Below are 20,284 nucleotides of genomic sequence, written 5' to 3' on the forward strand. Positions count from 1 at the left end.
TTCTATTGCAAAAACTCATAGTTGCACAGGCTCACTATTTGCTACGCTCGACCCATGACCTCACACGCGCAGCAGCCTGAGGAGCTGGTGGTGCTCCTCGACGACGCCGGGAGGCCGATCGGCTCCGCGCCCAAGTCCGAGGTGCACACCGACGCGACGCCCCGCCACCTCGCCTTCTCCTGCCACCTGCTCGACGCCGACGGGCGGATGCTCGTCACGCGCCGGGCGCTCGGCAAGATCGCGTGGCCGGGCGTGTGGACGAACAGCTGCTGCGGCCACCCCGCACCGGGCGAGCGGCTCGAGGCCGCCGTGCAGCGGCGCCTCCAGCATGAGCTCGGCACGGTGGCCGAGGGGCTCGAGCTCGTGCTGCCCGGCTTCTCCTACCGGGCCGTCGACGCGAGCGGCATCGTCGAGCACGAGCTGTGCCCCGTCTACGTGGGTCGCATCGCGGGCCCGCTCGACCCCGACCGGAGCGAGGTCGCCGAGTGGCGGTGGGTGGAGCCGGAGCGGCTCCGCACCGCCATCGCGGCGACCCCGTGGGCGTTCAGCCCGTGGCTCGTGCTGCAGGCCGAGCAGCTGCCTGCGCTGGCAGGTGCCTCGTGACCGCCATCGACGCCCCCACGCTGCTCGCCGAGGTCGAGCAGCGGCTCGCGCGGCTCGCTGCGCCGACCGGGCCGCACCCCGTGCAGGCGGCCGCGGCCGGCGCGGTGGGCGGCGGCAAGCTGCTGCGGCCCCGGCTCGTGCTGGCGGCCGCGGGGGAGGGGGCCGACCGCGAGGCCGTCGTGGCGACCGCGGCGGCGATCGAGCTGCTGCACGCTGCCCTGCTCGTGCACGACGACGTGATCGACGACGACGACGAGCGCCGCGGCCAGCCGTCGGTCTCCCGCGGCGCCGCCGTCACCGCGACCGAGGCGGGCCTGTCGCCCGCCGCAGCGCAGCGGCTCGGCCTGACCACCGCGATCGTCGCAGGCGACGCGCTCCTCGTGCGCGCGCTCGCGGCGCTCGCCCGGCTCGACGTGCCCACCGCGGTGCGGGTGCGCCTCGTCGACATCGTCGAGCGCGCGATGATCCGCGCGGCCGAGGGCGAGCACGACGACGTGCTGCTGGCGGGGTCGACCCCCGACGACGAGACGATCGACCGCATCCTGCGCGGCAAGACCGCCGACTACTCGTTCCGCGCGCCCCTCGAGCTCGGCGCGGTGCTCGGCGGCCGCGACGAGGCAGCGATCGAGGCGCTCGGCGAGATCGGGCTGCGGATGGGCGTGGTCTACCAGCTGCGCGACGACGTGCTCGGGGTCTTCGGCGACGAGGCGACGACCGGCAAGAGCGTGCTGAGCGACATCCGCGCCGGCGCGCCCACGATGCTGTCGACGCTCGCGAGCCGCGAGCCCCAGTGGGCGTCCGTCTCGCGCCACTACGGCGACCGCGAGGCCGACGAGGGCGCCGCCGCGCGCATCCGCTCGGTCATGCGCGGCAGCGGCGCGCTCGGCGAGGTCGAGCGACGCATCGCCGAGGGCGCCGACGAGGTGCGCACGATGCTCGCCGAGGCGCCCGTCGAGCAGCGGCTCCGCGACGAGCTGCAGCTCATCCTCGAGCGCTGCGCGGAGCGCCGCCGATGACCGGGCTCGACCTCTACACCGCCACCGCGCGGCGCGCGAGCGCCACGGTCATCGAGGCGTACTCCACCTCGTTCGGCATGGCGAGCCGGCTGCTGCCCACGCAGATGCGCGGCGACATCCAGTCCGTCTACGCGCTCGTGCGCGTCGCCGACGAGATCGTCGACGGGCCGGGCGCCGAGTCCGGCCTCGACACCGCGGCGTGCCGCGAGGTGCTCGACGCGCTCGAGCGCGAGGTCGAGCGCGCGATGCGGACCGGCTTCAGCGCCGACCTCGTCGTGCACGCCTTCGCCGAGACCGCTCGCCGCGTGGGCATCAGCGCCGACCAGACGCAGCCGTTCTTCGCCGCCATGCGCCGCGACCTCGACCCGGTCGCCTTCGCCGACGAGCGCGAGCTGCGCAGCTACGTCTACGGCTCCGCCGAGGTCGTCGGCATCATGTGCGTGCGCTGCTTCCTCGGCGGCCGCCGCCTGCCCGACGCCGAGGCGCGCCGCGTCGCCCGCGGCGCCCGCGCCCTCGGCAGCGCCTTCCAGGTCGTCAACTTCCTGCGCGACCTCGGCGCCGATGCCGACGCGCTGGGCCGCGCCTACCTGCCCGGGCTCGACCCGGCGCATCCGACCGACGAGGCCGTCGCCCGCGTGCTCGACCGGCTCGAGGGCGAGCTGCGCCTCGCACGAGCCACCATCCCGAGCCTGCCCCGCGAGGCGCGCCCGGCCGTGCTCGCGGCCCACGACCTCTTCGCCGCCCTCGCGCGGCGCATCCGCGCCACCCCCGCCGCCGAGCTGCGCTCGCGCCGCATCAGCGTGCCGCGCACCGAGAAGGCCGCGATCATCGCCCGCGCCGCCGTCGGCGCGGGGCTCTCGCGCGGCCTGCCGGCGCGCGAGCGCGCCGCCCGCCCGGAGCTGGCCCGATGAGCCGCATCGTCGTCATCGGCGGCGGCATCGCCGGCATCGCGAGCGCGGGCCTGCTCGCGCGCGACGGGCACGCGGTCACGCTCGTCGAGCAGGGCCCGACGCTCGGCGGCCGCGCCGGCACGTGGCGCTCGAAGGGCTTCCTGTTCGACACCGGGCCCTCGTGGATGCTCATGCGCGAGCCCTACGAGCACGCGTTCCGGCTGCTCGGCTCGAGCCTCGAGGCCGAGCTCGACCTCGTGCGCCTCGATCCCGCCTACCGGGTGCTCTTCGAGGGGGAGGCCGAGCAGCTCGAGGTCTCGGGCGACCTCGAGACGACGATCGCGCGCTTCGAGGCGGTCGAGCCCGGTGCCGGGCAGGCGCTGCGGCGCCACCTCGCCTCGGCGACCGAGACGGCAGAGCTCGCCACCGCGGGCCTGCTCTCCAACCGCTTCGACTCGCCCGGCGCGTTCGCGGGGCTCGGGCTCGCGCGCCGGCTGCCCACGCTCACGCGGCTGCTCATCGAGTCGCTCGAGTCGCGCATCGCGCGCGGCTTCCGCGACCGCCGCCTGCAGCAGACGCTCGGCTACCCGGCCGTCTTCCTCGGCACCGAGCCCCGGTCGGCGCCGTCGATGTACCACCTGATGAGCCACTTCGACCTCGTCGAGGGCGTCTGGTACCCGCAGGGCGGGTTCACGGCCGTGGTGGATGCGCTCGCGCGCCTCGCGCGCGAGGCCGGCGTCCTGGTGCGCACCGGCACCCGCGTCGAGCGCATCCTCGTCGACGGCGGCGCGGCCCACGGCGTCGAGCTCGCCGGCGGCGAGCGCATCGAGGCCGACCTCGTCGTCTCCGCCGCCGACGGCCACGCGACCGACACCCGGCTGCTCGCGCACGTGCCCGGGATCGCCGAGCGAGCCCGCCGCCGCTGGGCGAAGCGCGTCGCGGGCCCCTCGGCGGTGCTCGTCATGCTCGGCGTCGAGGGCGAGCTGCCCGAGCTCGCGCACCACTCGCTGCTGTTCACGCGCGACTGGGAGGACGGCTTCGGCCGGATCTTCGGCGCTCCCGCGGCCGACCCCGCCGACGGCGTCACCGACCCGGCATCGCTCTACGTGAGCCGCACCTCCGCCACCGACCCCTCGGTCGCGCCCGCGGGGCATGAGGCGCTCTTCGTGCTCGTGCCGGTGCCGGCCGACACGCGCCTCGGCGCGGGCGGCGTCGACGGCGCCGGCGACGCGGCGGTCGAGGCGATCGCCGACCGCGCCATCGCCCAGATCGCAGAGTGGGCCGGCATCGACCGGCTCGCCGAGCGCGTCGTCACGCGCCGCACCATCGGCCCGGCCGACTTCTCGCGCGACTTCGACTCGTGGCAGGGCACCGCGCTGGGGCCGGCGCACACGCTGCGGCAGAGCGCCTTCTTCCGCGGCTCCACCAAGCACCCGAGCGTCGAGCGGCTCCTGCTCGCCGGCGCGACGACGGTGCCCGGCATCGGCGTGCCGATGTGCCTCATCTCGGCCGAGCTCGTCGTCAAGCACGTGCGCGGCGACCGCTCCACCGGGCCGCTGCGGGCGCTGGGCGCCGCCACGCAGACCCGGGAGGAGGCGGAGCCGGCATGAGCCTCGCCTACCTCGCGGGGCTGCTGCTGGCCACCCTCGGCGTCGGCGCCATCGACGCCCGGTGGCGGCTGGCCCTATTCCGCGACCCGCTGCGCGCGATCGGCGCCGTCGGCGCGACCGCCGCGGTGCTGCTCATCATCGACCTCGCGGGCATCGCCACCGGCAACTTCCGGCTCGGCGCCTCACCGTGGATGACGGGCCTCGAGGTGCTGCCGCACCTGCCGATCGAGGAGCTCGGCTTCATCGTCTTCCTCGCCTACGTCTCGCTCGTCGCGCTCGCGGGCGCCGAGCGCATCCTCGACCGCCGTGCGGAGGCCGCGGCATGAGCTACGCGATGCTCCTGACACCGCTGCTCGTGGCCGCCGCGATCGCCGCGATCGTCGCGTTCCGCCGCGACCGGCGGGGCTGGGCGGCGCTCGGGATCGCGGCGGTCGTCATCATGGCGCTCACCGTGGTGTTCGACTCGCTGATGATCGCCGCCGACCTGTTCCGCTTCGACGACGCGCTGCTGCTGGGGGTGCGCCTCGGGCTCGCGCCGATCGAGGATCTCGGCTACGCGCTCATCGCGCTGCTGCTCGTGGCGGCGCTGTGGCGGCTGCTGCCCTCGCGAGGCCGCGGCGTCGCGGCGAGCCCGAGCGCGGAGGCGGCGGATGCGTGAGGTCGTGATCGGCGAGCCGAGCCTCGCCCGCCGGCTGCTGCTCGCGTCGCGCCCGGTCAGCTGGATCAACACGGCGTTCCCGTTCGCCGCGGCGATGCTGCTCACGACCGGCCAGGTCGACGCGCGCCTCATCATCGGCACGCTCTTCTTCCTCGTGCCGTACAACCTCGCGATGTACGGCATCAACGACGTCTTCGACTACGCCTCCGACGCCCAGAACCCGCGCAAGGGCGGTGTCGAGGGCGCGCTCCTGCCGCCGTCGACGCACCGCGCGACCCTGCTGTGGTCGGTGGGGCTGCTCGTGCCGTTCGTCGTCGCGCTCGTCGCACTCGGCGGCCCGGCCTCGTGGGCCGTGCTCGCCGTCAGCCTGTTCGCGGTCGTCGCCTACTCGGCGCGCGGGCTGCGCTTCAAGGAGGTGCCGGTGCTCGACTCGGTCACCTCGAGCACCCACTTCGTGAGCCCCGCCGTCTACGGCCTCGTGCTCGCCGGCGCCGACTGGACCCCGCAGCTGTGGGCGATCCTCGTGGCGTTCTTCTGCTGGGGCATGGCGAGCCACGCCTTCGGAGCTGTGCAGGACGTCGTGCCCGACCGCGAGGGCGGCATCGCGTCGATCGCGACGGTGCTCGGCGCGCGCGCGACCGTGCGCCTCGCGATCGGCCTGTGGGCCGCCGCCGGCGCGCTCATGCTGCTCGCGCCCTGGCCCGCCTCGGCCGCGGCGCTCGTCGCCGTGCCGTACATCGCGCTCGCCGCGCCCTTCTGGAGCGTCACCGACGAGGGCAGCGCCGCCGCCAACCGCGGCTGGCGCCGCTTCCTCTGGGTCAACTACGCATGCGGCTTCCTCGTGACGATGGTCTGCATCGCGTGGGCGATGGGCGTGCGATGAGCCGCCGCATCCTCGTCACGGGCGCCACCGGCTACGTCGGCGGCCGGCTCGCCCCGCGCCTCGTGGAGGCCGGGCACCACGTGCGGGCGCTGGCACGCGACCCCGGGCGGCTGCGGGATGCCTCGTGGGCGGGCGACGTCGAGGTCGTGCAGGGCGACCTCGAGGTGCTCGCCGACGTGCGGCGCGCCGTCGAGGGCGTCGACGTGGTCTTCCACCTCGTGCACGCGATGAGCGCCGGCGGCGACTGGGCGCACGCCGAGCTCGTGCAGGCGCAGCACGTCGCCGCGGCGGCGAGGGCGGCGGGCGTGCAGCGCATCGTCTACCTCTCCGGCCTGCACCCGGAGGGGGAGCGGCTCTCGAAGCACCTCGCCTCCCGGGTCGCCGTCGGGGAAGTGCTGCTGGCCTCCGGCGTGCCGACGATCGTGCTCGAGGCGGGCATCGTGATCGGCTCGGGCTCGGCGTCGTTCGAGATGATCCGGCACCTCACCGAGGTGCTGCCCTACATGCCGGCGCCCCGCTGGGTGCGCAACTTCGTGCAGCCCATCGCGATCCGCGACGTGCTGCACTACCTCGTCGCCGCGGCCGAGGTACCGGGCGACGTGCACGGCGCGTTCGACATCGGCGGGCCCGACGTGCTGCGCTACGGCCAGGTGATGAACGGCTACGCGGTCGAGGCGGGCCTGCCGCAGCGGCCGATCGCGCCGCTGCCGGTGCTGACGCCGTGGCTCGCCTCGCAGTGGGTCAACCTCGTGACGCCGGTGCCGCGGGCGATCGCCATGCCGCTCATCGGCTCGCTCCTGCACGACTGCGTCGTCGAGGAGCACGGCATCGATCGCGTCATCCCGCCGCCCGAGGGCGGCCTGACCGGCTACCGCGGCGCGGTGCGGCTGGCGCTCGCCCGCGAGCGCTCCGGCGACATCGAGTCGAGCTGGCGCTCGGCGTCGTCGGCGGGCGCCCCCTCCGACCCGCTGCCGAGCGACCCGAAGTGGTCGGGGTCGACGGTGATGGAGGATGCGCGCGAGCGGGTCACGAGCGCGTCGCCCGAGGCGGTGTGGCGCGTGGTCGAGTCGATCGGCGGCGACCGCGGCTGGTACTCGGTGCCGCTGCTGTGGAGCATCCGCGGGCTCGCCGACCGGCTGGTCGGCGGCGTGGGGCTGCGTCGCGGCCGCCGCGACCCGGTGCGCCTGCGCGCCGGAGACGTCGTCGACTTCTGGCGCGTCGAGCGCATCGACCACGGCCGGCTGCTGCGCCTGCGGGCCGAGATGCGCGTGCCGGGGCGCGCCTGGATCGAGTTCACCGTCGAGCCCGCGCAGCTCGAGTCGGGCGGGAGCGGCGCGCGCTACCGGCAGCGCGCCATCTTCCTGCCGAGCGGCCTCGGCGGCCGGCTCTACTGGTGGTCGCTCGTGCCTGCCCACCACGTGATCTTCGAGGTGATGGCCAACCGCATCGTCGCGGCGGCGGAGGCGGAGGCCCGATGAGGCTCTGGTCGCTGCATCCCGGGCTCCTCGACCGGCAGGGCCTCATCGCGTGCTGGCGCGAGGCGCTGCTCGCGCAGGCGGTGCTCGCCGGCCGCACGAGCGGCTACACGCGCCACCCGCAGCTGCAGCGCTTCCAGGAGCAGCCCGATCCCGTCGCGAGCATCGGCGCGTACCTCTCGGGCATCGCCGCGGTGGCCGAGGTGCGCGGCTACCGCTTCGACCGCTCCCGCATCGACGCCCCCGGCCCCGCGCAGCGCATGACCGTCTCCGACGGCCAGCTCGCGTTCGAGTGGCGGCACCTGCGGGCCAAGATGGCCGCCCGCAGCCCGGAGCGCCTGCGGCTCGCGCGGCACCCGGTGCCGCATCCGCTCTTCGAGGTCGAGCGCGGCCCCGTCGCCGAGTGGGAGCGGCCCTAGGGCTCGAGCCCGGCGTCGGCCTCGAGCGGCGGGTGCTCCATCACCGGCAGGTCGGCGAGTGCGCTGAGGAACCTCGTCGCGGCACGTCGCTCGTCGCTCGTCATCGTCGCGGCGATCTCGAAGCGGCGCGTGTGGTCGCGCCCGACCGTCGCGGTCGCCGTCGCGCGCGTGGCATCCGTCACCCGCACCGACAGCGCGCGCCGGTCGGTCGGGTGCGGCTCGCGCCGCACGTGCCCGGCGCGCTCGAGCCGGTCGAGCATCTTCGTCACCGACGGTCCCGAGATGCCGAGGTGCTGCGCGATCATCGTCGACGTGACCGGCCGGCCCTCGCGCGCGACGGCCATCATGAAGCGGATCGCGCGCATGTCGTTCTCGCCGAGCCTCATGTAGCGGCGGCTCGCCTCGCTGTGCTCCTCCGAGGTGCGGTGCCACCGCCGCAGCGCCTGGAACAGGTCGACGATCTCTTCGACCTCGCGGTCGCTCAGGCCGCGCTCGCCGACGAGGCGGGCGGATGCGTCGAGTCGCCTCGGGTCGATGAGCGCCCGTGCGTCGGCGTCCGCGGCCCGCTGTCCCATGGGGCAATGCTACCCGCGCGGCTCATAGTTGCCTTGGCTAATCATCGCCGGTGGCGACACCGTCCTCATAGGACGCCATCCAGGTCGCCAGGATGCGCTGGAGCGCGTCGCGATCGGAGGCGGATAGGACGGACAAGAGCCGGCGTTCGTTCTCCAGGTGCTCCTCGAAGGCCCGGTCGAGCAGGCGGCGACCGGCCGGCGTCAGCTGCACGACCTGGCTGCGCCCGTCGTGCTGCGCTGCCGCGCGAGCCACCAGTCCTCGTGCTGCGAGCGTAGACAGGCGCTTCGAGACCGCGCTCTTCGTGACCATGGTCTCGCGGATGAGCGTGCCGTGACTGCACTCGAACGGCGCACCCTGTCGACGGATGGTTGCCAGGATGTCGAACTCTCCCTCGGAGAGTCCGTAGCTGTCGTAGACCGTCACCAGGTCGTGACGTATCAGGAGGGCGAGGCGGCTGAGACGGCCGACGATCCCGATGGGGGACGCGTCGAGATCCGGCCGCTCCACCCTCCACTGCTGCAGGACCCGGGTGACGTGATCTGTATGCATGCTTGCATGCTAGTTGCCCCGGAAACTAAACTAGTTGCTGTGGAAACTAATGGCGCGCGCGGCGGCTGGCGATGGGGACTGCTCGGTGCCGTCGCTCCGGTCACCTGGGGCTCGGTCTACTTCGTCACGCTCCACTGGATTCCGCCGGAGGAGCCGCTCACCGCGGCTCTGCTTCGGGCCTTGCCGGCGGGGCTGCTCCTCCTGGCAGTTCGTCGGCGACTGCCGAGAGGTGCGTGGTGGTGGCGTGCCGGCGTGCTCGGGGTCCTGAACTGCGGGGCGTTCTTCGTGCTCGTCTACCTCGCCTCCAAGCTGCTGCCTACGGCCGTCGCGGCGATGCTGATGAGCCTGTCCCCCCTCGTCATGATGCTGCTCGCGTGGGCGCTGCTCAACGAGCGGCCGACCGTGCGGCGCCTCGCCGGCGGCGCGCTCGGCGTGCTCGGAGTGGTGCTCATGCTCGCCTCCTCCATCGGTCCGATCGACGGCTGGGGCGTCATCTCATCGCTGACCGCGATGGGCATGTACGCCCTCGGCTCGGTGCTCGCCAAGCGCTGGAGCGGGCACGTCGATGCAGTGACGGCATCAGCGTGGCAGCTGACCGCCGGCGGACTGCTGCTGCTTCCCATCGCGCTGGCGTTCGAAGGGGCGCCATCGCTCGTCGATGCTGAGGCTGTGGTCGCGTATGCGTACGTGTCTGTGATCGCGACCGCGCTGGCGTTCGTGTGCTGGTTCGGCGCGCTGCGGCGCCTGCACGCCGGACAGGTGGGGCTGCTCGGACTGCTGAATCCGGTGACCGGTGTGCTGCTGGGCATGCTGGCCGGCGGTGAGCTGCTCTCGATGCTGCAGTGGCTCGGCATCGCGGCAGTGCTGGCGGGCGTCCTGCTCGGACAGGTCCTCGGCTCGGGGCGCGGCCGAGCCGGCTCGGCATGATCGAGCGGGCCCTCAGCGTCAGCGGTGCTCGAACCGCCAGGGGAGCGAGCCGACGTGGAGGCGGTGGCGCGGGCCCTCCTCGGTCTCCTCGCCGCCGTCGTACGCCTCGTCGCCGTGCCAGAGCGCGAGCCCGCGCTCGTGGTCCTGCTTCGTCTCGTAGCGCTGCATGTCGCGCGCGCCGAGCGAGCGGACCGCGGCGTCGACGGTGGAGAAGGCCATGAGGGTGTCGAGCGTCACCCACGTCGGCGGGAACAGCTTGAGGCGCCCTGCCCCGTGCCGCTTCAGCGCATCCGCCGGGCGCAGCCACTCCGAGGCGACCGCCTCGGCCTCCTGCAGCACGACGTCGCCCTCATGCCCGTGCGCGAAGAAGAACCAGGTGTGGAACTTGGTCGCGAGCTGCTGCGGCGGCGACCAGTGCGACAGCGGCAGCAGCGCATCGGGGTCGACGATCAGGCCGGTCTCCTCGGCCGTCTCGCGCACCGCGGCGTTGCGGGCGGTGCGCTCCTCGTCGTCGGCCTCGTCGTGCGGCTCGACCCTGCCGCCGGGGAACACCCAGCCGCCGGCGAACGCCCCGCGATCGGGCCGCTGCAGCAGGAGCACCTCGATGGCGCCGGCGCCGTCGCGCGCGAGCACGAGGGTGGCGGCGACGGGGATCTCGGTCACACGCTCACGCTACCGCTGAGGGACCCTCATCCGCCGCTGATCCACGCGTCATCTCGCGGATCGCGTCGTCGGCGCGGCTGCCGCCGGGCCCGGCCGGATCGGCGGCGTGCAGGTCGGGCTTCTGGGCGGGCACGGCCAGCACCTCGAGCGGCGGCGCGTGCTCGATCGCCGGCTCGAGCCCCTGCAGGGCCGAGAAGCGGCGCGCCTGGGTCACGACGTTGCGGTCGAGCGACGAGTTGAAGGCGTTGTACGCCTCGACGGTGCTGTTGAGGCGCTTGCCGAGCGTGGCCAGGTGCGTGCCCATCGTGCCGAGCCGCTTGTGCAGCTCGCGGCCCACCTCGAGCACCCGCATCGCTTCGCCCGCGAGCTGCTCCTGCCGCCAGGTGTAGCCGACGGTGCGCAGCAGCGCGACGAGCGTCGCGGGCGTCGCGAGCACGACGTTGCGCTCGAAGGCGCGCTCGAAGAGGGTCGGGTCGCGCTCGAGCGCCGCGTTCAGGAACGGCTCGGCCGGGATGAACATGACGACGAACTCGGGCGTGCCGGGCACCGCCTCCCAGTAGGCCTTCGAGCCGAGCTGGTCGATGTGGTCGCGGAGGTGGCGCGCGTGGGCGTCGAGCCGCTTGTCGCGCGTCGCGTCGTCGCGGGCCTCCATCGCCTCGAGGTAGCCGTTGAAGGCGACCTTCGCGTCGACGATCACCTGCTTCTCGCCCGCGAGGTGCACGAGCATGTCGGGGCGCAGCGCTCCGTCGTCGGTCGCGTGGTGCGCCTGCTCGGTGAAGTCGACGTGCTCGAGCATGCCCGCCGCCTCGACGACGCGGCGCAGCTGCAGCTCGCCCCACCGGCCGCGCACCTGCGGGGCTCGGAGGGCCGTGACGAGCTGGCGCGTCTCGAGCGTGAGCTGCTCGGAGGAGGTGCGCATCGCGTGCAGCTGCTCGGCGAGCGCGGCGCCCGCCTCGGCGCGCGCCTTCTCGGCGGCCGTCACCTCGGTGCGCACCGAGTCGAGGGTCTTCGACAGCGGCTCGACGAGCTGCTGCACCGCGGCCTCGCGCTTGGCGAGCTCGGCGGCGCCCTCGGTCTGCGACCTGCGCAGCCGCTCCTCGGCCTGCTCGAGGAAGACGGCCGAGTTGCGCTCGAGGGCCGCGCGGCTCAGCGCCGCGAACTCGTCGGCGCGACGCTGCGCATCCTGCTGCAGCTCGGCGATGGCCTCCCGGCCGCGCTCGCGCTCCTCGACGAGCCGGCGGTGCGCCTCGGCGCGCGCCTCATCGAGCTGCCGCTGCGCCTCGGCGCGCAGGTCGTCGAGCTGCGCCGCGTGGCGCCGCTCGGCGAGGTCGCGCTCGCGGGCGCGCTCGCCCTCGACGACCTCGAGCCGGCCGCGCACCGCCTGCAGCTCGCCCGCGGCGCCGCTCTGCTCGGCGGCGGCCCGCGCGCGGCCGACGCGTGCGCCGAGCAGCGCGCCCAGCGCACCGGCGAGCAGCACGGCCGCGGCGACGACGATGACGGTCAGCGGATCCATGGAGGTATCGCACCACGGGCCACCCACGCCCGGGCGAGCGACGCGCGATCCGCCGCGGACCGGCCGTCGCGCCCACCCCCCGATGCACAACGCAAGCCCATCCGCGATGTCCGGCGGCGGATCGGCTCGACCGCTCCGATCCTCCGCCGAACCGCCGGCTCGGGCTTGCGTCGTGCGCGGGCGGGCGCCGCTGCGGGCCCGGAGGGCTGTCCGCGCCCAGCCGGCGCCGCGTAGGGTCGGGGCATGGTGGAGATCGAGCGCATCCTGGCGCCCAACCCCGGACCCATGACCCTCGAGGGCACCAACACCTACGTCATCGGCGGCGAGATCGTGGTCGACCCCGGCCCCGCCGACGTCGACCACGTGGAGCGGCTCGTGGCGGTGCAGCCGCGGCTGATCCTCGTCACGCACAAGCACACCGACCACACCGAGGCCGCGAGCGAGCTCGCCCGCTCGACCGGCGCCGTGCTGCGCGGCCTCGACCCCGACGAGTGCTACGGCGGCGAGCCGCTCACCGACGGCGAGTGGATCCCGGTCGGCGACGTCGAGCTGCAGATCCTCGCCACACCCGGCCACACGCACGACTCGATCTCGATCGTCGTCCCGGGCCGCGCGGTGCTCACCGGCGACACGATCCTCGGCCGCGGCTCGACCGTCATCATGCATCCCGACGGCGCGATCGCGCCCTACCTCGCCACCCTCGACCGGCTCGAGGCGCTCGGCGACCTGCAGGTGCTGCCGGGCCACGGCGAGCCGCTGCCGTCGGTGGCGGCGATCGCCCGCGAGTACCGCGCGCACCGGCTCGAGCGGCTCGACCAGGTGCGGGCGGCGCTGCGGCAGCTCGGCACGACCGCGGCCGACGCGTCGGTCGGCAAGGTCACCGACCTCGTGTACGGCGACGCCGACGGCTCCGTGCGCCAGGCCGCCGAGGCATCCGCCGCCGCTCAGCTCTCCTACCTGGAGCAGACCGAGGCCTGATCCGGCCCGCGTCGGCTCCGGCCCGCGTCAGCCGCTCTTGCGGCGGTGCACGCGCTTCTGCACGGCGGGGCCCGTGTGGGCCGACTGCACGCCCGAGCTCGCGCTCATGCCCTGGCCGTGGTGGCCGAGCTTCTTCTTGTCGAGCGCCTCGCGGAACTTGCGCCGCTGCGCCTCCTCGGGCGTCTCCGTGCCCTCGGGGGTGTCCTGCGGCGTCTCCACCTCTGCGGGATCGTGTTCGCTCATGACCCCACCTTGCCGCGTGCGGGCACCGATGTCGAGTCGAGCCGCCCGGCCAGCAGGTGCGCGCGCTCGGAGGGGCGGGATGCGTCGGGCACGAACGCGGCGAGGGTGCGCACGAGCGTGGTCATCCAGACGAAGCCGACGCCCACGGCGATCGCCTCGAGCCCGGCGGCGCTGTAGACGTCGCCGGGCCGCCACAGCAGCAGCGCGACGAGCAGCGCGACACCGGCGCCGACGGTCGTGAGCAGCATCGCGCGCGGCGGACCCGGCATCACGACGGTGACGACGGCCGCGGTGAGGGCGAACAGCCCGAGCGCGCCGAAGGCGGCGATGTTGTGCGGCAGCGGCGCGAGGTGCAGCGGGAAGAGGCCCACGCCGGCGAGCGCGGCGCCGGTGAGCGCGAAGAGCCCCACGACCCAGGCGATGCGGGGCAGCGCCGCGTCGCCGAGCCAGCGGTGCAGGTCGCGGCCGACGAAGGCGCCGACCGAGCCGACGAGCAGCCCCGCGATCACGACGGTGCCGTTGAAGGCCCACGAGCCCGCGCCGTCGCCCGTGCCGAGGTCGGAGAAGTGGCGCTGCCACCAGGCGGGGTCGGCGGCCGTGATCATCGCGAAGAGCGAGCCGATCGTCAGGTACGCGAACAGCAGCGTCGCGAGGTCGCGGGTCGTCAGCTCGACGCCCGCCTGGAAGGCGAGCCAGCCGCCCGTCGACGCGGCGATGCCCGTGAGCAGCGCGCCGCCGATCGCGGGCGCCTCGAGCCCCTGGAGGCCGAGGGCGAGGATCTCGCCGCCGGTGAGCACCGCGACGTAGGCGACCGCGCCGAAGGCGAGCGTGATCGCGGCGGTCGACAGGTGCGAGACGGTCGTCTGCCAGCCGGGCATCGGCGCGGTCTCGCGCCGGCGGTGCAGGAGCGTGCTGAGCACGAAGGCCGCGGCGGTCACGATCGCGGCGATGCCGGCGGCGGGCTGCGCGATGCCGCCCTCGTCGGCGATCGGGCGCGGCTCGCCCGCGAGCGCCAGCAGGCCGAAGGCCGTGCCGATCCCGAAGCAGGCCCAGGCGGCGACGATCGCGCGCGACTCCCGACGCGCCTCGGACTGCGGGGCTGCCTTCACGCATCCGATCGAACCATGCCGCGCTGACGGCCGGCCCCGATGGGCCCGGGCGCGCGGCTCGAGCGCCCGCCGAAGACCGATTGACTTTCGATAGATTCCGAGCGAGACTCGATGCATGCTGCGCTCCCGCTGGTCCGTCCTCCTGCTCCGCGTCGCCCTCGTCGTCGCGGCGCTCTGGCTGCTCGTGCTCATGGCGATGTCGCTGCCGGGCGAGCTCCGCGACGAGGCGCCCGCCTTCCGCGTGCCGGCGCAGATCGTGCTCACGCTCGTGCTCTCGAGCGTGCTCGTGGTGATCGTCTGCATCTGGCGGCTGCTGACGCTCGTGCAGCGCGACCGGCTCTTCAGCGACGCATCGCGCCGCTGGGTCGACGCGATCGTGTGGGCGCTCGCGATCGGCTGGAGCCTGCTCGCGGCCGGGGCGCTGACGGTCACGACGGTCATCTTCCTGACGCCCGAGATCCGCGACCCCGGCATCCCGATGGCGCTGTTCGGGGTCGTCGTGCTCTCGTCGCTGCCGATGCTGCTCATGATCGTCATGCGCGGCCTGCTGCGGCAGGCGACCGGCTACCGCGCCGAGCTCGACGAGGTCATCTGATGGCCATCGTGGTGCGCATCGACGTCGAGCTCGCGAAGCGCAAGCTCAGCGTGGGCGAGTTCGCCGAGCGCGTCGGGCTGACACCGGCGAACGTCGCCGTGCTGAAGAACGGCCGCGCGAAGGCGGTGCGCTTCTCGACGCTCGACGCGATGTGCAGGGTGCTCGAGTGCCAGCCGGGCGACCTGCTCGAGTGGGTCGACGACGAGGACGACGCGGCCGCTCGCCACGACGACGCCCGGGGTTGATCGCCGACCGCGGTCATCGCGGCATCCGGTCGTGCGGTGCTTCCTCGTGCGCCGCCCCGTCGGGCTCCGCCGCGCGGCGACGGGCGAGCAGCGGCTCGGCCTCGGCGAGCTCCGCCGCGGTCGCGCTGCGGAAGGCGCCCGCCGGGTCGGCCTGCACGGCTCGTCGCCCCTGGCCGCGCGTCGCGACGAGCGAGGCGGCGATCGAGGCGGCGATGATCGTCGCGACGACGACCAGCGACACCGTGGTGGGGATGTAGAGCACGTCGAGCAGCGCCATCTTGGCGCCGACCCAGACGAGCACGAGCGCGAGCCCGACCTTGAGGTAGATGAAGCGGTGGATGAGGTCGGCGAGCAGGAAGTACATGGCGCGCAGTCCCAGGATGGCGAACGCGTTGGCGGTGAAGACGAGGAACGGCTCGGAGGTGACGGCGAAGATCGCGGGGATCGAGTCGACCGCGAACACGATGTCGGTGACCTCCACCAGCGCGAGCACCGCGAGCAGCGGCGTGGCCACGACGACCCCCGCCCGCCGCACGAGGAAGCGCTGCCCGTAGTACGCATCCGTCATCGGCACGAACCGGCGGAACAGCCGCAGCACGCGCGAGCGCTCCGGGTGCGCGTGCTCGTTCCGGGTGCGCAGCATCTGGATGCCCGTGAGGATGAGGAAGGCCGCGAAGACGTAGAGGATCCACGCGAAGTTCTCGATGAGCGCGGCGCCCGCGGCGATGAAGATGCCGCGGAAGACGAGCGCGCCGAGCACGCCGAGGAAGAGCACGCGGTGCTGGTACTCGCGCGGCACGGCGAAGGCGGCGAAGATGATCGCCCAGACGAAGACGTTGTCGACGGCGAGCGACTTCTCGATGAGGTAGCCGGCGAAGTACTGCTGGCCGTACTCCGCGCCCCAGGTGCTCCAGACGACGATGCCGAAGCTGATGCCCGAGAGCACCCAGACGACCGACCAGCCGAGCGCCTCGCGCACGCCGATGACGTGCGCCCTTCGGTGTGCGAAGAGATCGATCGCGAGCATGGCGATGATGGCTGCCAGCACGGCGAGCCAGGCGTAGACGGGTACGTCCATCGTGTCCTCCAGTTGTCGGTGCAACCGGAGGTCTCGCCCGGGAGCGCGAACCGCGATCCCGGATGCGCCGGAGCCCGATGGCGGGCACGAAGTGACGACGCATCCTGGGGGACTACTCCCCTCCGCGAGCACGGTACCATGCGGGCCTGGCGCCGGTCAACGCTCCCGCGCCGACCCATCGGAACCTCAATCCGAACATCGTTGTGGCTCAGCAGGTGCTGTCGCGCGCGCGTCCGAGCGGAGCGGGGTGGCCCGCGCCCCGTATCGTCGCGGCATGACGAGCCCAGACCTCGCGGATCGCGGTCCGCGCGACACCGCAGCACGGCTCCGCGACCTGCTCGCCGAGCTCGAGGACGCCGCCCCCGCGCCCCGCTCCGATCCCCAGGCCGACCGCCAGCTGGCCCTCTGCGCCGAGGTCGAGGCGATCCTGCGCATGCGTTCCGCGGTGCGCGCGGCGCAGCAGGGCGCGTAGCGCCTGCGGCCCGGTCGGCCACAGGAGCGCACCGCTAGCCTCGGCGCATGCGCAACCCCGTGCCCGACCTGCTCGACGAGGTGCGGCGCGCGTGCGTCGACGGCGACGAGGGCGAGCTGCTCGACACGATCCCCGAGCTCGCCGACGCCGATCCCGACCGCTTCGCGATCGCGCTGTGCACGATCGACGGCACCGTCTACGGCACGGGCGACGACGAGCACCGCTTCACGATCCAGTCGATCTCGAAGCCCTTCGCGTACGCCCTGGCGCTCGCCGACCGCGGGCGCGAGACGGTGCTCGAGCACGTCGGCGTCGAGCCCTCGGGCGACGCGTTCAACGAGATCTCGCTCGAGCAGAACGGCCGGCCGCGCAACCCGATGATCAACATCGGCGCGATCGCGACCCACGCGCTCGTCGGCGAGGCCGGCATGAGCCGCGAGCGTCGCGACGTGCGGGTGCGGGAGGGGCTCTCGGCGTTCGCCGGCCGCGACCTCGAGGTCGACGAGGCGGTCTTCGACTCGGAGCGCTCGGAGGCCAGCCGCAACCTGGCGCTCGCCTACCTCGTGCACGCGCAGGAGAAGCTCGACGGCGAGCCGCACGATGCCGTGGAGGGCTACATCCGGCAGTGCGCGCTCCTCGTCGACGTGCGCGACCTCGCGGTGATGGCCATGACGCTCGCGGCGGGTGGCCGGAACCCCGTCACCGGCGAGCAGGTCGTGCCGACCTGGGTGTGCACGCAGGTGCTGAGCGTCATGGCGACGTGCGGCATGTACGACGCCGCGGGCGACTGGATGAGCACGGTCGGGATCCCGGCGAAGAGCGGCGTCGCGGGCGGCGTGCTCGGATCGCTGCCCGGCCAGGTCGGCATCGGCACCTTCTCGCCGCGGCTCGACGAGATCGGCAACAGCGTGCGCGGCGTGCGGGCGTTCGAGCGGCTGTCGGCCGAGCTCGGCTTGCACCTGATGCACGCGCCCGAGGTCGCGTCGCACGTGCTCTACGGCGTCGTCGAGCCCGATGGTGACAGCGATGGTGTGCGGGAGGTGCAGCTGCAGGGCACGATGCACTTCGCCGCGGTCGAGGTGGCCCTGCGCGAGCTGGAGGAGCTGCCCGACGACGGCGCCCTGATCGTGCTCGACCTCTCGCGCGCCGCGTCGGCGACCGAGGTCGGCCGCCGTCTGCTGCGCGAGGGCGTCGAGCGGATGCGTGAGGACGGCCGTGAGGTGCGGGTCGCCGACCCCGACGGGCTGCTCGACGGCTGAGCCAGCACGCAGCGAGCGGGCCGCGCGCCGACGGCCGGTCTCGCGTCGTCGCCGGTCCTGTCAGAACGGCAGCGTCGGAGAGGCGCCGACCGGCATGCTCGCACCCCATCGCCCGGATGCGGGAAGCGTGCGAGCGATCTCGTCTGCTCGCCGTTCCAGTGCCTCCCGCTGGTGCCGGCGACTCAGGCGAGGCTCGCGGGTCGCCGGTTCGGGCCGGGAGCGCGGCACGTCGGTGAAGCGCGGCCCGACCGGCGGCGGCTCATCGACGATCACCTGCCCGATCGGCGAGGTCCAGCGGAGCACCCCTCCTTCGCGCTGTTCGACGCGCCAGCGGGTGTCGTGCTTGAGCGTGTGATCGCTGCGGCAGAGATGCTCGAGGTTGCTGAGCGACGTGCGGCCGCCAGCCGCGAAGTCACGGGTGTGATCGAGATCGGCGCGGAGCACGGCCCGGTCGCAGCCCGGGCCGCGGCATCGCCCATCGCGCGCCCGCAGCCACCTGCGTTGCGCGGCGCTGGAGCGGTAGGTGTCGACGGTGACCGCGACCCCGCTCACCGGATCGGTGAAGAGCCGCTCCCATGTGTGGGTGTCGCCGGCGATGCGGCGCGCGGTGTCGCGATCGACCAGCACCTTGCCGTCGAGCGCCGCGGGGAAGCGCAGCTCGTGGAACGAAGGGGCCTGCGCGTCGCGATCGTGCAGCAGCTCGGTCGCGGGGATCGTGATCGCCACATGCGCCTTGATGTGTGCCGTGCCGTGCAGATCTTCGGGGACGACGCCGGCGAGCAGCAGCTCCTGGAACGCGTCCGCCCGGAACTGATCGAAGGTGCGAGGGTCGTCCTTCGGCTTGCTGCGCGCCGCCTGCGTGAGGCGATCGAAGATGGCGGCGCCCTCGAGCGCCGGCACGCGTGCGACGAGATCGGCCATGCCGTCACCTGCATCGAACAGCTCGACGCGTCTGCGCTCGCGGGCGGCGTCGTGCCGCACCTGCAGGGGCTCGGTGAGCACGTCGTTCACGATCCGCTTCGCGCGAGAGCGCAGCCGGCTGGTGCTGGTGCTCTCGGCCACTTCGACCAGCTGCTTGACGACTCGCTGCCGCTCGGACGGCTCGACCTGGGCGTCGAGGCGAAGCGCTCGGGTCTCGGCTTCGATCACCCGGAGGTGCGAGGTCGTGATGCGGCCTTGCGAAGCGGCTTCGTGCGCGGCGGGCAGCTCGGTGACGATGGTCCAGGCCTCAGTCATGCGCTGCACCATGCCACCGCCGGTGAGTCCCAGCTCGACCGCCGCCATCATCGCGAGCTCCTTGACCTTGGGGCCGGCGTCGCCGGCCATGTCGAGCACGCGCTGCATGTGAGCGGCGAGCAGCGCGCGCCGCTCGCCCTCGACGCGCGCGGACTGCGCCTCGATCGCCCGGAGGCGACCCACGAACGCCTCGTCAGCGCGCAGACGCTCGGCGTGCGCGGAGAGCGGCTCGCGAGGCAGCGGCGGGATGGGCGCACCGCGTGATGCGGCCGCCTCGAGCTCCGCATCGCTCATCGCCGCGATGCGTGCGCTCAGCTCGCGGTCGAACGCGTCGAGCGAGTCCTGCAGCTCGTCGGCGGAGCAGCCGGACGGGTCGATGGCGCCGGCGCGGATCGCGGCGATGTACTCCTCGCCGTCGATCCCGAAGCCGTCCACGCAGGCATTGCATCACGGGCCACTGACATGCCCGCCCAGAGCACGTGCTGCTGTGACCCATGGCATAGCCTCGGCGCATCCCGCTTCGCAGGGAGCGCGCGGCACGAACTGAGGACGACGATGACGGCACCCGGGCTCATCCTGTTCGACGTGAACGAGACGCTGTCCGACATGTCGCCGATGGGCGCGGCGTTCGCGGCCGAGGGGCTCGCCCCGCACCAGGTGAAGGAGTGGTTCGCCGGCGTGCTGCGCGACGGCTTCGCAGCTGCCGCGGCAGGCGGCAGCGCGGCATTCGCGGAGATCGCGCGCGATGGCGCGGTGCGTCTGCTCGAGGCCGGTGGCGCGGCGGATGCGTCAGCCTCGGCGGAGCGGATCATGGAGGCCATGCATGGCCTCGACGTGCACCCGGATGTCGCGCCCGGCGTCGAGGCGCTCGCCTCGGTCGCTGAGCTCGCGACCCTCAGCAACGGCGCGGCCTCGGTCGCAGACGGACTGCTGCGCCGCGCGGGCCTGCGGGAGCGGTTCGCTGCCCTGCTGAGCGTGGAGGATGCCCCGGCGTGGAAGCCGTCGCGGGTCGCGTATGCCTTCGCGGCGGATGCCCTCAGCCGGCAGCCGGGAGAGATGCTGCTGGTCGCGGTGCATCCGTGGGACATCCACGGTGCCTGTCGCGCGGGCCTCCGCACGGCCTGGATCAACCGTGGCAGCGCGACGTACCCGGCCTACTTCGCGCAGCCGGAGCTCCAGGCCTCAGACTTGCCGTCCCTGGCCGATCAGCTGGCCCCGCGCCCGTAGGAGCACCGCCGCACCGTGCAACGTCCGTCCCGGGATCTCCGTCCGAAGACCCCGAGAGTC

At 73.8% G+C, this 20,284-nt stretch carries 24 protein-coding genes; 16 read left to right on the top strand and 8 right to left on the bottom strand.

Features of this window, described 5'->3' with window-relative positions; all coding sequences use genetic code 11:
* Positions 1-54 precede the first annotated feature (54 nt).
* From idi to AC1RNL_RS02210, 9 genes are read left to right on the top strand one after another with little or no spacing between them, the layout of a single operon-like run.
* Positions 55-603: an isopentenyl-diphosphate Delta-isomerase gene (gene idi, locus AC1RNL_RS02170; RefSeq protein WP_492934276.1), complete on the top strand. Its 549-nt coding sequence runs from the start codon at positions 55-57 to the stop codon at positions 601-603.
* Positions 600-1,619, top strand: coding sequence for a polyprenyl synthetase family protein (locus AC1RNL_RS02175; protein WP_492934277.1), 1,020 nt, complete (start codon positions 600-602; stop codon positions 1,617-1,619). Before idi ends, AC1RNL_RS02175 begins: the two co-directional genes overlap by 4 nt.
* Positions 1,616-2,530, top strand: coding sequence for a phytoene/squalene synthase family protein (locus tag AC1RNL_RS02180; protein ID WP_492934278.1), 915 nt, complete (start codon positions 1,616-1,618; stop codon positions 2,528-2,530). The genes AC1RNL_RS02175 and AC1RNL_RS02180 overlap by 4 nt, the downstream gene beginning before the upstream one ends.
* Positions 2,527-4,119 (top strand): phytoene desaturase family protein, encoded by a 1,593-nt coding sequence (crtI, locus tag AC1RNL_RS02185; protein WP_492934279.1) that lies wholly within the window; start codon positions 2,527-2,529, stop codon positions 4,117-4,119. Before AC1RNL_RS02180 ends, crtI begins: the two co-directional genes overlap by 4 nt.
* A complete protein-coding gene (locus AC1RNL_RS02190) occupies positions 4,116-4,445 on the top strand; it encodes a lycopene cyclase domain-containing protein (protein ID WP_128190420.1) in 330 nt (109 codons plus the stop codon). Before crtI ends, AC1RNL_RS02190 begins: the two co-directional genes overlap by 4 nt.
* Complete coding sequence (locus AC1RNL_RS02195; protein ID WP_492934280.1) at positions 4,442-4,777, top strand: lycopene cyclase domain-containing protein; 336 nt, start codon at positions 4,442-4,444, stop codon at positions 4,775-4,777. The genes AC1RNL_RS02190 and AC1RNL_RS02195 overlap by 4 nt, the downstream gene beginning before the upstream one ends.
* Positions 4,770-5,660: a prenyltransferase gene (locus AC1RNL_RS02200; protein WP_492934281.1), complete on the top strand. Its 891-nt coding sequence runs from the start codon at positions 4,770-4,772 to the stop codon at positions 5,658-5,660. Before AC1RNL_RS02195 ends, AC1RNL_RS02200 begins: the two co-directional genes overlap by 8 nt.
* Entirely contained in the window at positions 5,657-7,138 is a 1,482-nt protein-coding gene (locus AC1RNL_RS02205) for an SDR family oxidoreductase (protein WP_492934282.1), read from the top strand. The genes AC1RNL_RS02200 and AC1RNL_RS02205 overlap by 4 nt, the downstream gene beginning before the upstream one ends.
* The gene (locus AC1RNL_RS02210) at positions 7,135-7,554 is read left to right on the top strand and encodes a pyrimidine dimer DNA glycosylase/endonuclease V (protein WP_310123412.1); all 420 of its coding nucleotides are present in this window, start codon (positions 7,135-7,137) and stop codon (positions 7,552-7,554) included. Before AC1RNL_RS02205 ends, AC1RNL_RS02210 begins: the two co-directional genes overlap by 4 nt.
* On the opposite strand, the gene AC1RNL_RS02215 is transcribed toward AC1RNL_RS02210, so the two are convergent.
* Together AC1RNL_RS02215 and AC1RNL_RS02220 are read right to left on the bottom strand one after the other, a co-directional pair.
* Positions 7,551-8,129, bottom strand: a complete 579-nt coding sequence (locus AC1RNL_RS02215) for a MarR family winged helix-turn-helix transcriptional regulator (RefSeq protein WP_492934283.1) — start codon at positions 8,127-8,129, stop codon at positions 7,551-7,553. The two genes, AC1RNL_RS02210 and AC1RNL_RS02215, sit on opposite strands and share 4 nt — an antisense overlap.
* A 37-nt stretch (positions 8,130-8,166) precedes the next feature.
* Positions 8,167-8,679, bottom strand: coding sequence for a MarR family winged helix-turn-helix transcriptional regulator (locus AC1RNL_RS02220; RefSeq protein ID WP_492934284.1), 513 nt, complete (start codon positions 8,677-8,679; stop codon positions 8,167-8,169).
* Between the two features lie 39 nt (positions 8,680-8,718).
* Between AC1RNL_RS02220 and AC1RNL_RS02225 the strand changes: the two genes are divergently transcribed.
* Positions 8,719-9,606: an EamA family transporter gene (locus AC1RNL_RS02225; RefSeq protein WP_400531004.1), complete on the top strand. Its 888-nt coding sequence runs from the start codon at positions 8,719-8,721 to the stop codon at positions 9,604-9,606.
* Between the two features lie 18 nt (positions 9,607-9,624).
* Here AC1RNL_RS02225 and AC1RNL_RS02230 read toward each other — a convergent pair whose 3' ends face one another.
* Positions 9,625-10,269 (bottom strand): NUDIX hydrolase, encoded by a 645-nt coding sequence (locus AC1RNL_RS02230; protein WP_400531002.1) that lies wholly within the window; start codon positions 10,267-10,269, stop codon positions 9,625-9,627.
* Between the two features lie 4 nt (positions 10,270-10,273).
* Complete coding sequence (locus AC1RNL_RS02235) at positions 10,274-11,782, bottom strand: DNA recombination protein RmuC (protein WP_492934285.1); 1,509 nt, start codon at positions 11,780-11,782, stop codon at positions 10,274-10,276.
* Between the two features lie 243 nt (positions 11,783-12,025).
* Between AC1RNL_RS02235 and AC1RNL_RS02240 the strand changes: the two genes are divergently transcribed.
* The gene (locus AC1RNL_RS02240) at positions 12,026-12,760 is read left to right on the top strand and encodes an MBL fold metallo-hydrolase (protein WP_492934286.1); all 735 of its coding nucleotides are present in this window, start codon (positions 12,026-12,028) and stop codon (positions 12,758-12,760) included.
* Positions 12,761-12,787: 27 nt separating this feature from the next.
* Here AC1RNL_RS02240 and AC1RNL_RS02245 read toward each other — a convergent pair whose 3' ends face one another.
* Complete coding sequence (locus AC1RNL_RS02245) at positions 12,788-13,003, bottom strand: DUF5302 domain-containing protein (protein WP_128189974.1); 216 nt, start codon at positions 13,001-13,003, stop codon at positions 12,788-12,790.
* Complete coding sequence (locus tag AC1RNL_RS02250) at positions 13,000-14,112, bottom strand: DUF998 domain-containing protein (protein ID WP_492934287.1); 1,113 nt, start codon at positions 14,110-14,112, stop codon at positions 13,000-13,002. Before AC1RNL_RS02250 ends, AC1RNL_RS02245 begins: the two co-directional genes overlap by 4 nt.
* 115 nt (positions 14,113-14,227) lie before the next feature.
* On the opposite strand from AC1RNL_RS02250, the gene AC1RNL_RS02255 reads away from it, so the two are divergent.
* Both AC1RNL_RS02255 and AC1RNL_RS02260 read left to right on the top strand, forming a co-directional pair.
* Positions 14,228-14,707: a DUF2975 domain-containing protein gene (locus AC1RNL_RS02255; RefSeq protein ID WP_400530992.1), complete on the top strand. Its 480-nt coding sequence runs from the start codon at positions 14,228-14,230 to the stop codon at positions 14,705-14,707.
* On the top strand, positions 14,707-14,952 hold the full coding sequence (locus tag AC1RNL_RS02260) for a helix-turn-helix domain-containing protein (RefSeq protein WP_246992701.1): 246 nt from the start codon (positions 14,707-14,709) through the stop codon (positions 14,950-14,952). The genes AC1RNL_RS02255 and AC1RNL_RS02260 overlap by 1 nt, the downstream gene beginning before the upstream one ends.
* 13 nt (positions 14,953-14,965) lie before the next feature.
* On the opposite strand, the gene AC1RNL_RS02265 is transcribed toward AC1RNL_RS02260, so the two are convergent.
* Positions 14,966-16,030 (bottom strand): TerC family protein, encoded by a 1,065-nt coding sequence (locus AC1RNL_RS02265; protein ID WP_492934288.1) that lies wholly within the window; start codon positions 16,028-16,030, stop codon positions 14,966-14,968.
* A gap of 274 nt (positions 16,031-16,304) precedes the next feature.
* Here AC1RNL_RS02265 and AC1RNL_RS02270 point away from each other — a divergent pair, with 274 nt between their 5' ends.
* Entirely contained in the window at positions 16,305-16,502 is a 198-nt protein-coding gene (locus AC1RNL_RS02270; protein ID WP_492934289.1) for a hypothetical protein, read from the top strand.
* Positions 16,503-16,549: 47 nt separating this feature from the next.
* Positions 16,550-17,761, top strand: a complete 1,212-nt coding sequence (locus tag AC1RNL_RS02275; protein WP_492934290.1) for a glutaminase — start codon at positions 16,550-16,552, stop codon at positions 17,759-17,761.
* Between the two features lie 60 nt (positions 17,762-17,821).
* Here the strand turns inward: AC1RNL_RS02275 and AC1RNL_RS02280 are convergent, their stop codons facing one another.
* Positions 17,822-19,291, bottom strand: coding sequence for an HNH endonuclease signature motif containing protein (locus AC1RNL_RS02280; RefSeq protein ID WP_492934291.1), 1,470 nt, complete (start codon positions 19,289-19,291; stop codon positions 17,822-17,824).
* A gap of 261 nt (positions 19,292-19,552) precedes the next feature.
* On the opposite strand from AC1RNL_RS02280, the gene AC1RNL_RS02285 reads away from it, so the two are divergent.
* Complete coding sequence (locus tag AC1RNL_RS02285) at positions 19,553-20,224, top strand: haloacid dehalogenase type II (protein WP_400531212.1); 672 nt, start codon at positions 19,553-19,555, stop codon at positions 20,222-20,224.
* Positions 20,225-20,284: the final 60 nt, after the last annotated feature.

The sequence above is a fragment of the Agrococcus sp. GW821-FHT14H11 genome, assembly GCF_058803545.1.

Bases quoted from the DNA above. Each gene is read 5' to 3' on its own strand.
- idi (WP_492934276.1), top strand. From the start codon at position 55: ATGACCTCACACGCGCAGCAGCCTGAGGAGCTGGTGGTGCTCCTCGAC.
- AC1RNL_RS02180 (WP_492934278.1), top strand. From the start codon at position 1,616: ATGACCGGGCTCGACCTCTACACCGCCACCGCGCGGCGCGCGAGCGCC.
- crtI (WP_492934279.1), top strand. From the start codon at position 2,527: ATGAGCCGCATCGTCGTCATCGGCGGCGGCATCGCCGGCATCGCGAGC.
- AC1RNL_RS02190 (WP_128190420.1), top strand. From the start codon at position 4,116: ATGAGCCTCGCCTACCTCGCGGGGCTGCTGCTGGCCACCCTCGGCGTC.
- AC1RNL_RS02195 (WP_492934280.1), top strand. From the start codon at position 4,442: ATGAGCTACGCGATGCTCCTGACACCGCTGCTCGTGGCCGCCGCGATC.
- AC1RNL_RS02200 (WP_492934281.1), top strand. From the start codon at position 4,770: ATGCGTGAGGTCGTGATCGGCGAGCCGAGCCTCGCCCGCCGGCTGCTG.
- AC1RNL_RS02205 (WP_492934282.1), top strand. From the start codon at position 5,657: ATGAGCCGCCGCATCCTCGTCACGGGCGCCACCGGCTACGTCGGCGGC.
- AC1RNL_RS02210 (WP_310123412.1), top strand. From the start codon at position 7,135: ATGAGGCTCTGGTCGCTGCATCCCGGGCTCCTCGACCGGCAGGGCCTC.
- AC1RNL_RS02215 (WP_492934283.1), bottom strand. From the start codon at position 8,129: ATGGGACAGCGGGCCGCGGACGCCGACGCACGGGCGCTCATCGACCCG.
- AC1RNL_RS02220 (WP_492934284.1), bottom strand. From the start codon at position 8,679: ATGCATACAGATCACGTCACCCGGGTCCTGCAGCAGTGGAGGGTGGAG.
- AC1RNL_RS02235 (WP_492934285.1), bottom strand. From the start codon at position 11,782: ATGGATCCGCTGACCGTCATCGTCGTCGCCGCGGCCGTGCTGCTCGCC.
- AC1RNL_RS02240 (WP_492934286.1), top strand. From the start codon at position 12,026: ATGGTGGAGATCGAGCGCATCCTGGCGCCCAACCCCGGACCCATGACC.
- AC1RNL_RS02245 (WP_128189974.1), bottom strand. From the start codon at position 13,003: ATGAGCGAACACGATCCCGCAGAGGTGGAGACGCCGCAGGACACCCCC.
- AC1RNL_RS02255 (WP_400530992.1), top strand. From the start codon at position 14,228: ATGCTGCGCTCCCGCTGGTCCGTCCTCCTGCTCCGCGTCGCCCTCGTC.
- AC1RNL_RS02260 (WP_246992701.1), top strand. From the start codon at position 14,707: ATGGCCATCGTGGTGCGCATCGACGTCGAGCTCGCGAAGCGCAAGCTC.
- AC1RNL_RS02265 (WP_492934288.1), bottom strand. From the start codon at position 16,030: ATGGACGTACCCGTCTACGCCTGGCTCGCCGTGCTGGCAGCCATCATC.
- AC1RNL_RS02270 (WP_492934289.1), top strand. From the start codon at position 16,305: ATGACGAGCCCAGACCTCGCGGATCGCGGTCCGCGCGACACCGCAGCA.
- AC1RNL_RS02275 (WP_492934290.1), top strand. From the start codon at position 16,550: ATGCGCAACCCCGTGCCCGACCTGCTCGACGAGGTGCGGCGCGCGTGC.
- AC1RNL_RS02280 (WP_492934291.1), bottom strand. From the start codon at position 19,291: ATGAGCGATGCGGAGCTCGAGGCGGCCGCATCACGCGGTGCGCCCATC.
- AC1RNL_RS02285 (WP_400531212.1), top strand. From the start codon at position 19,553: ATGACGGCACCCGGGCTCATCCTGTTCGACGTGAACGAGACGCTGTCC.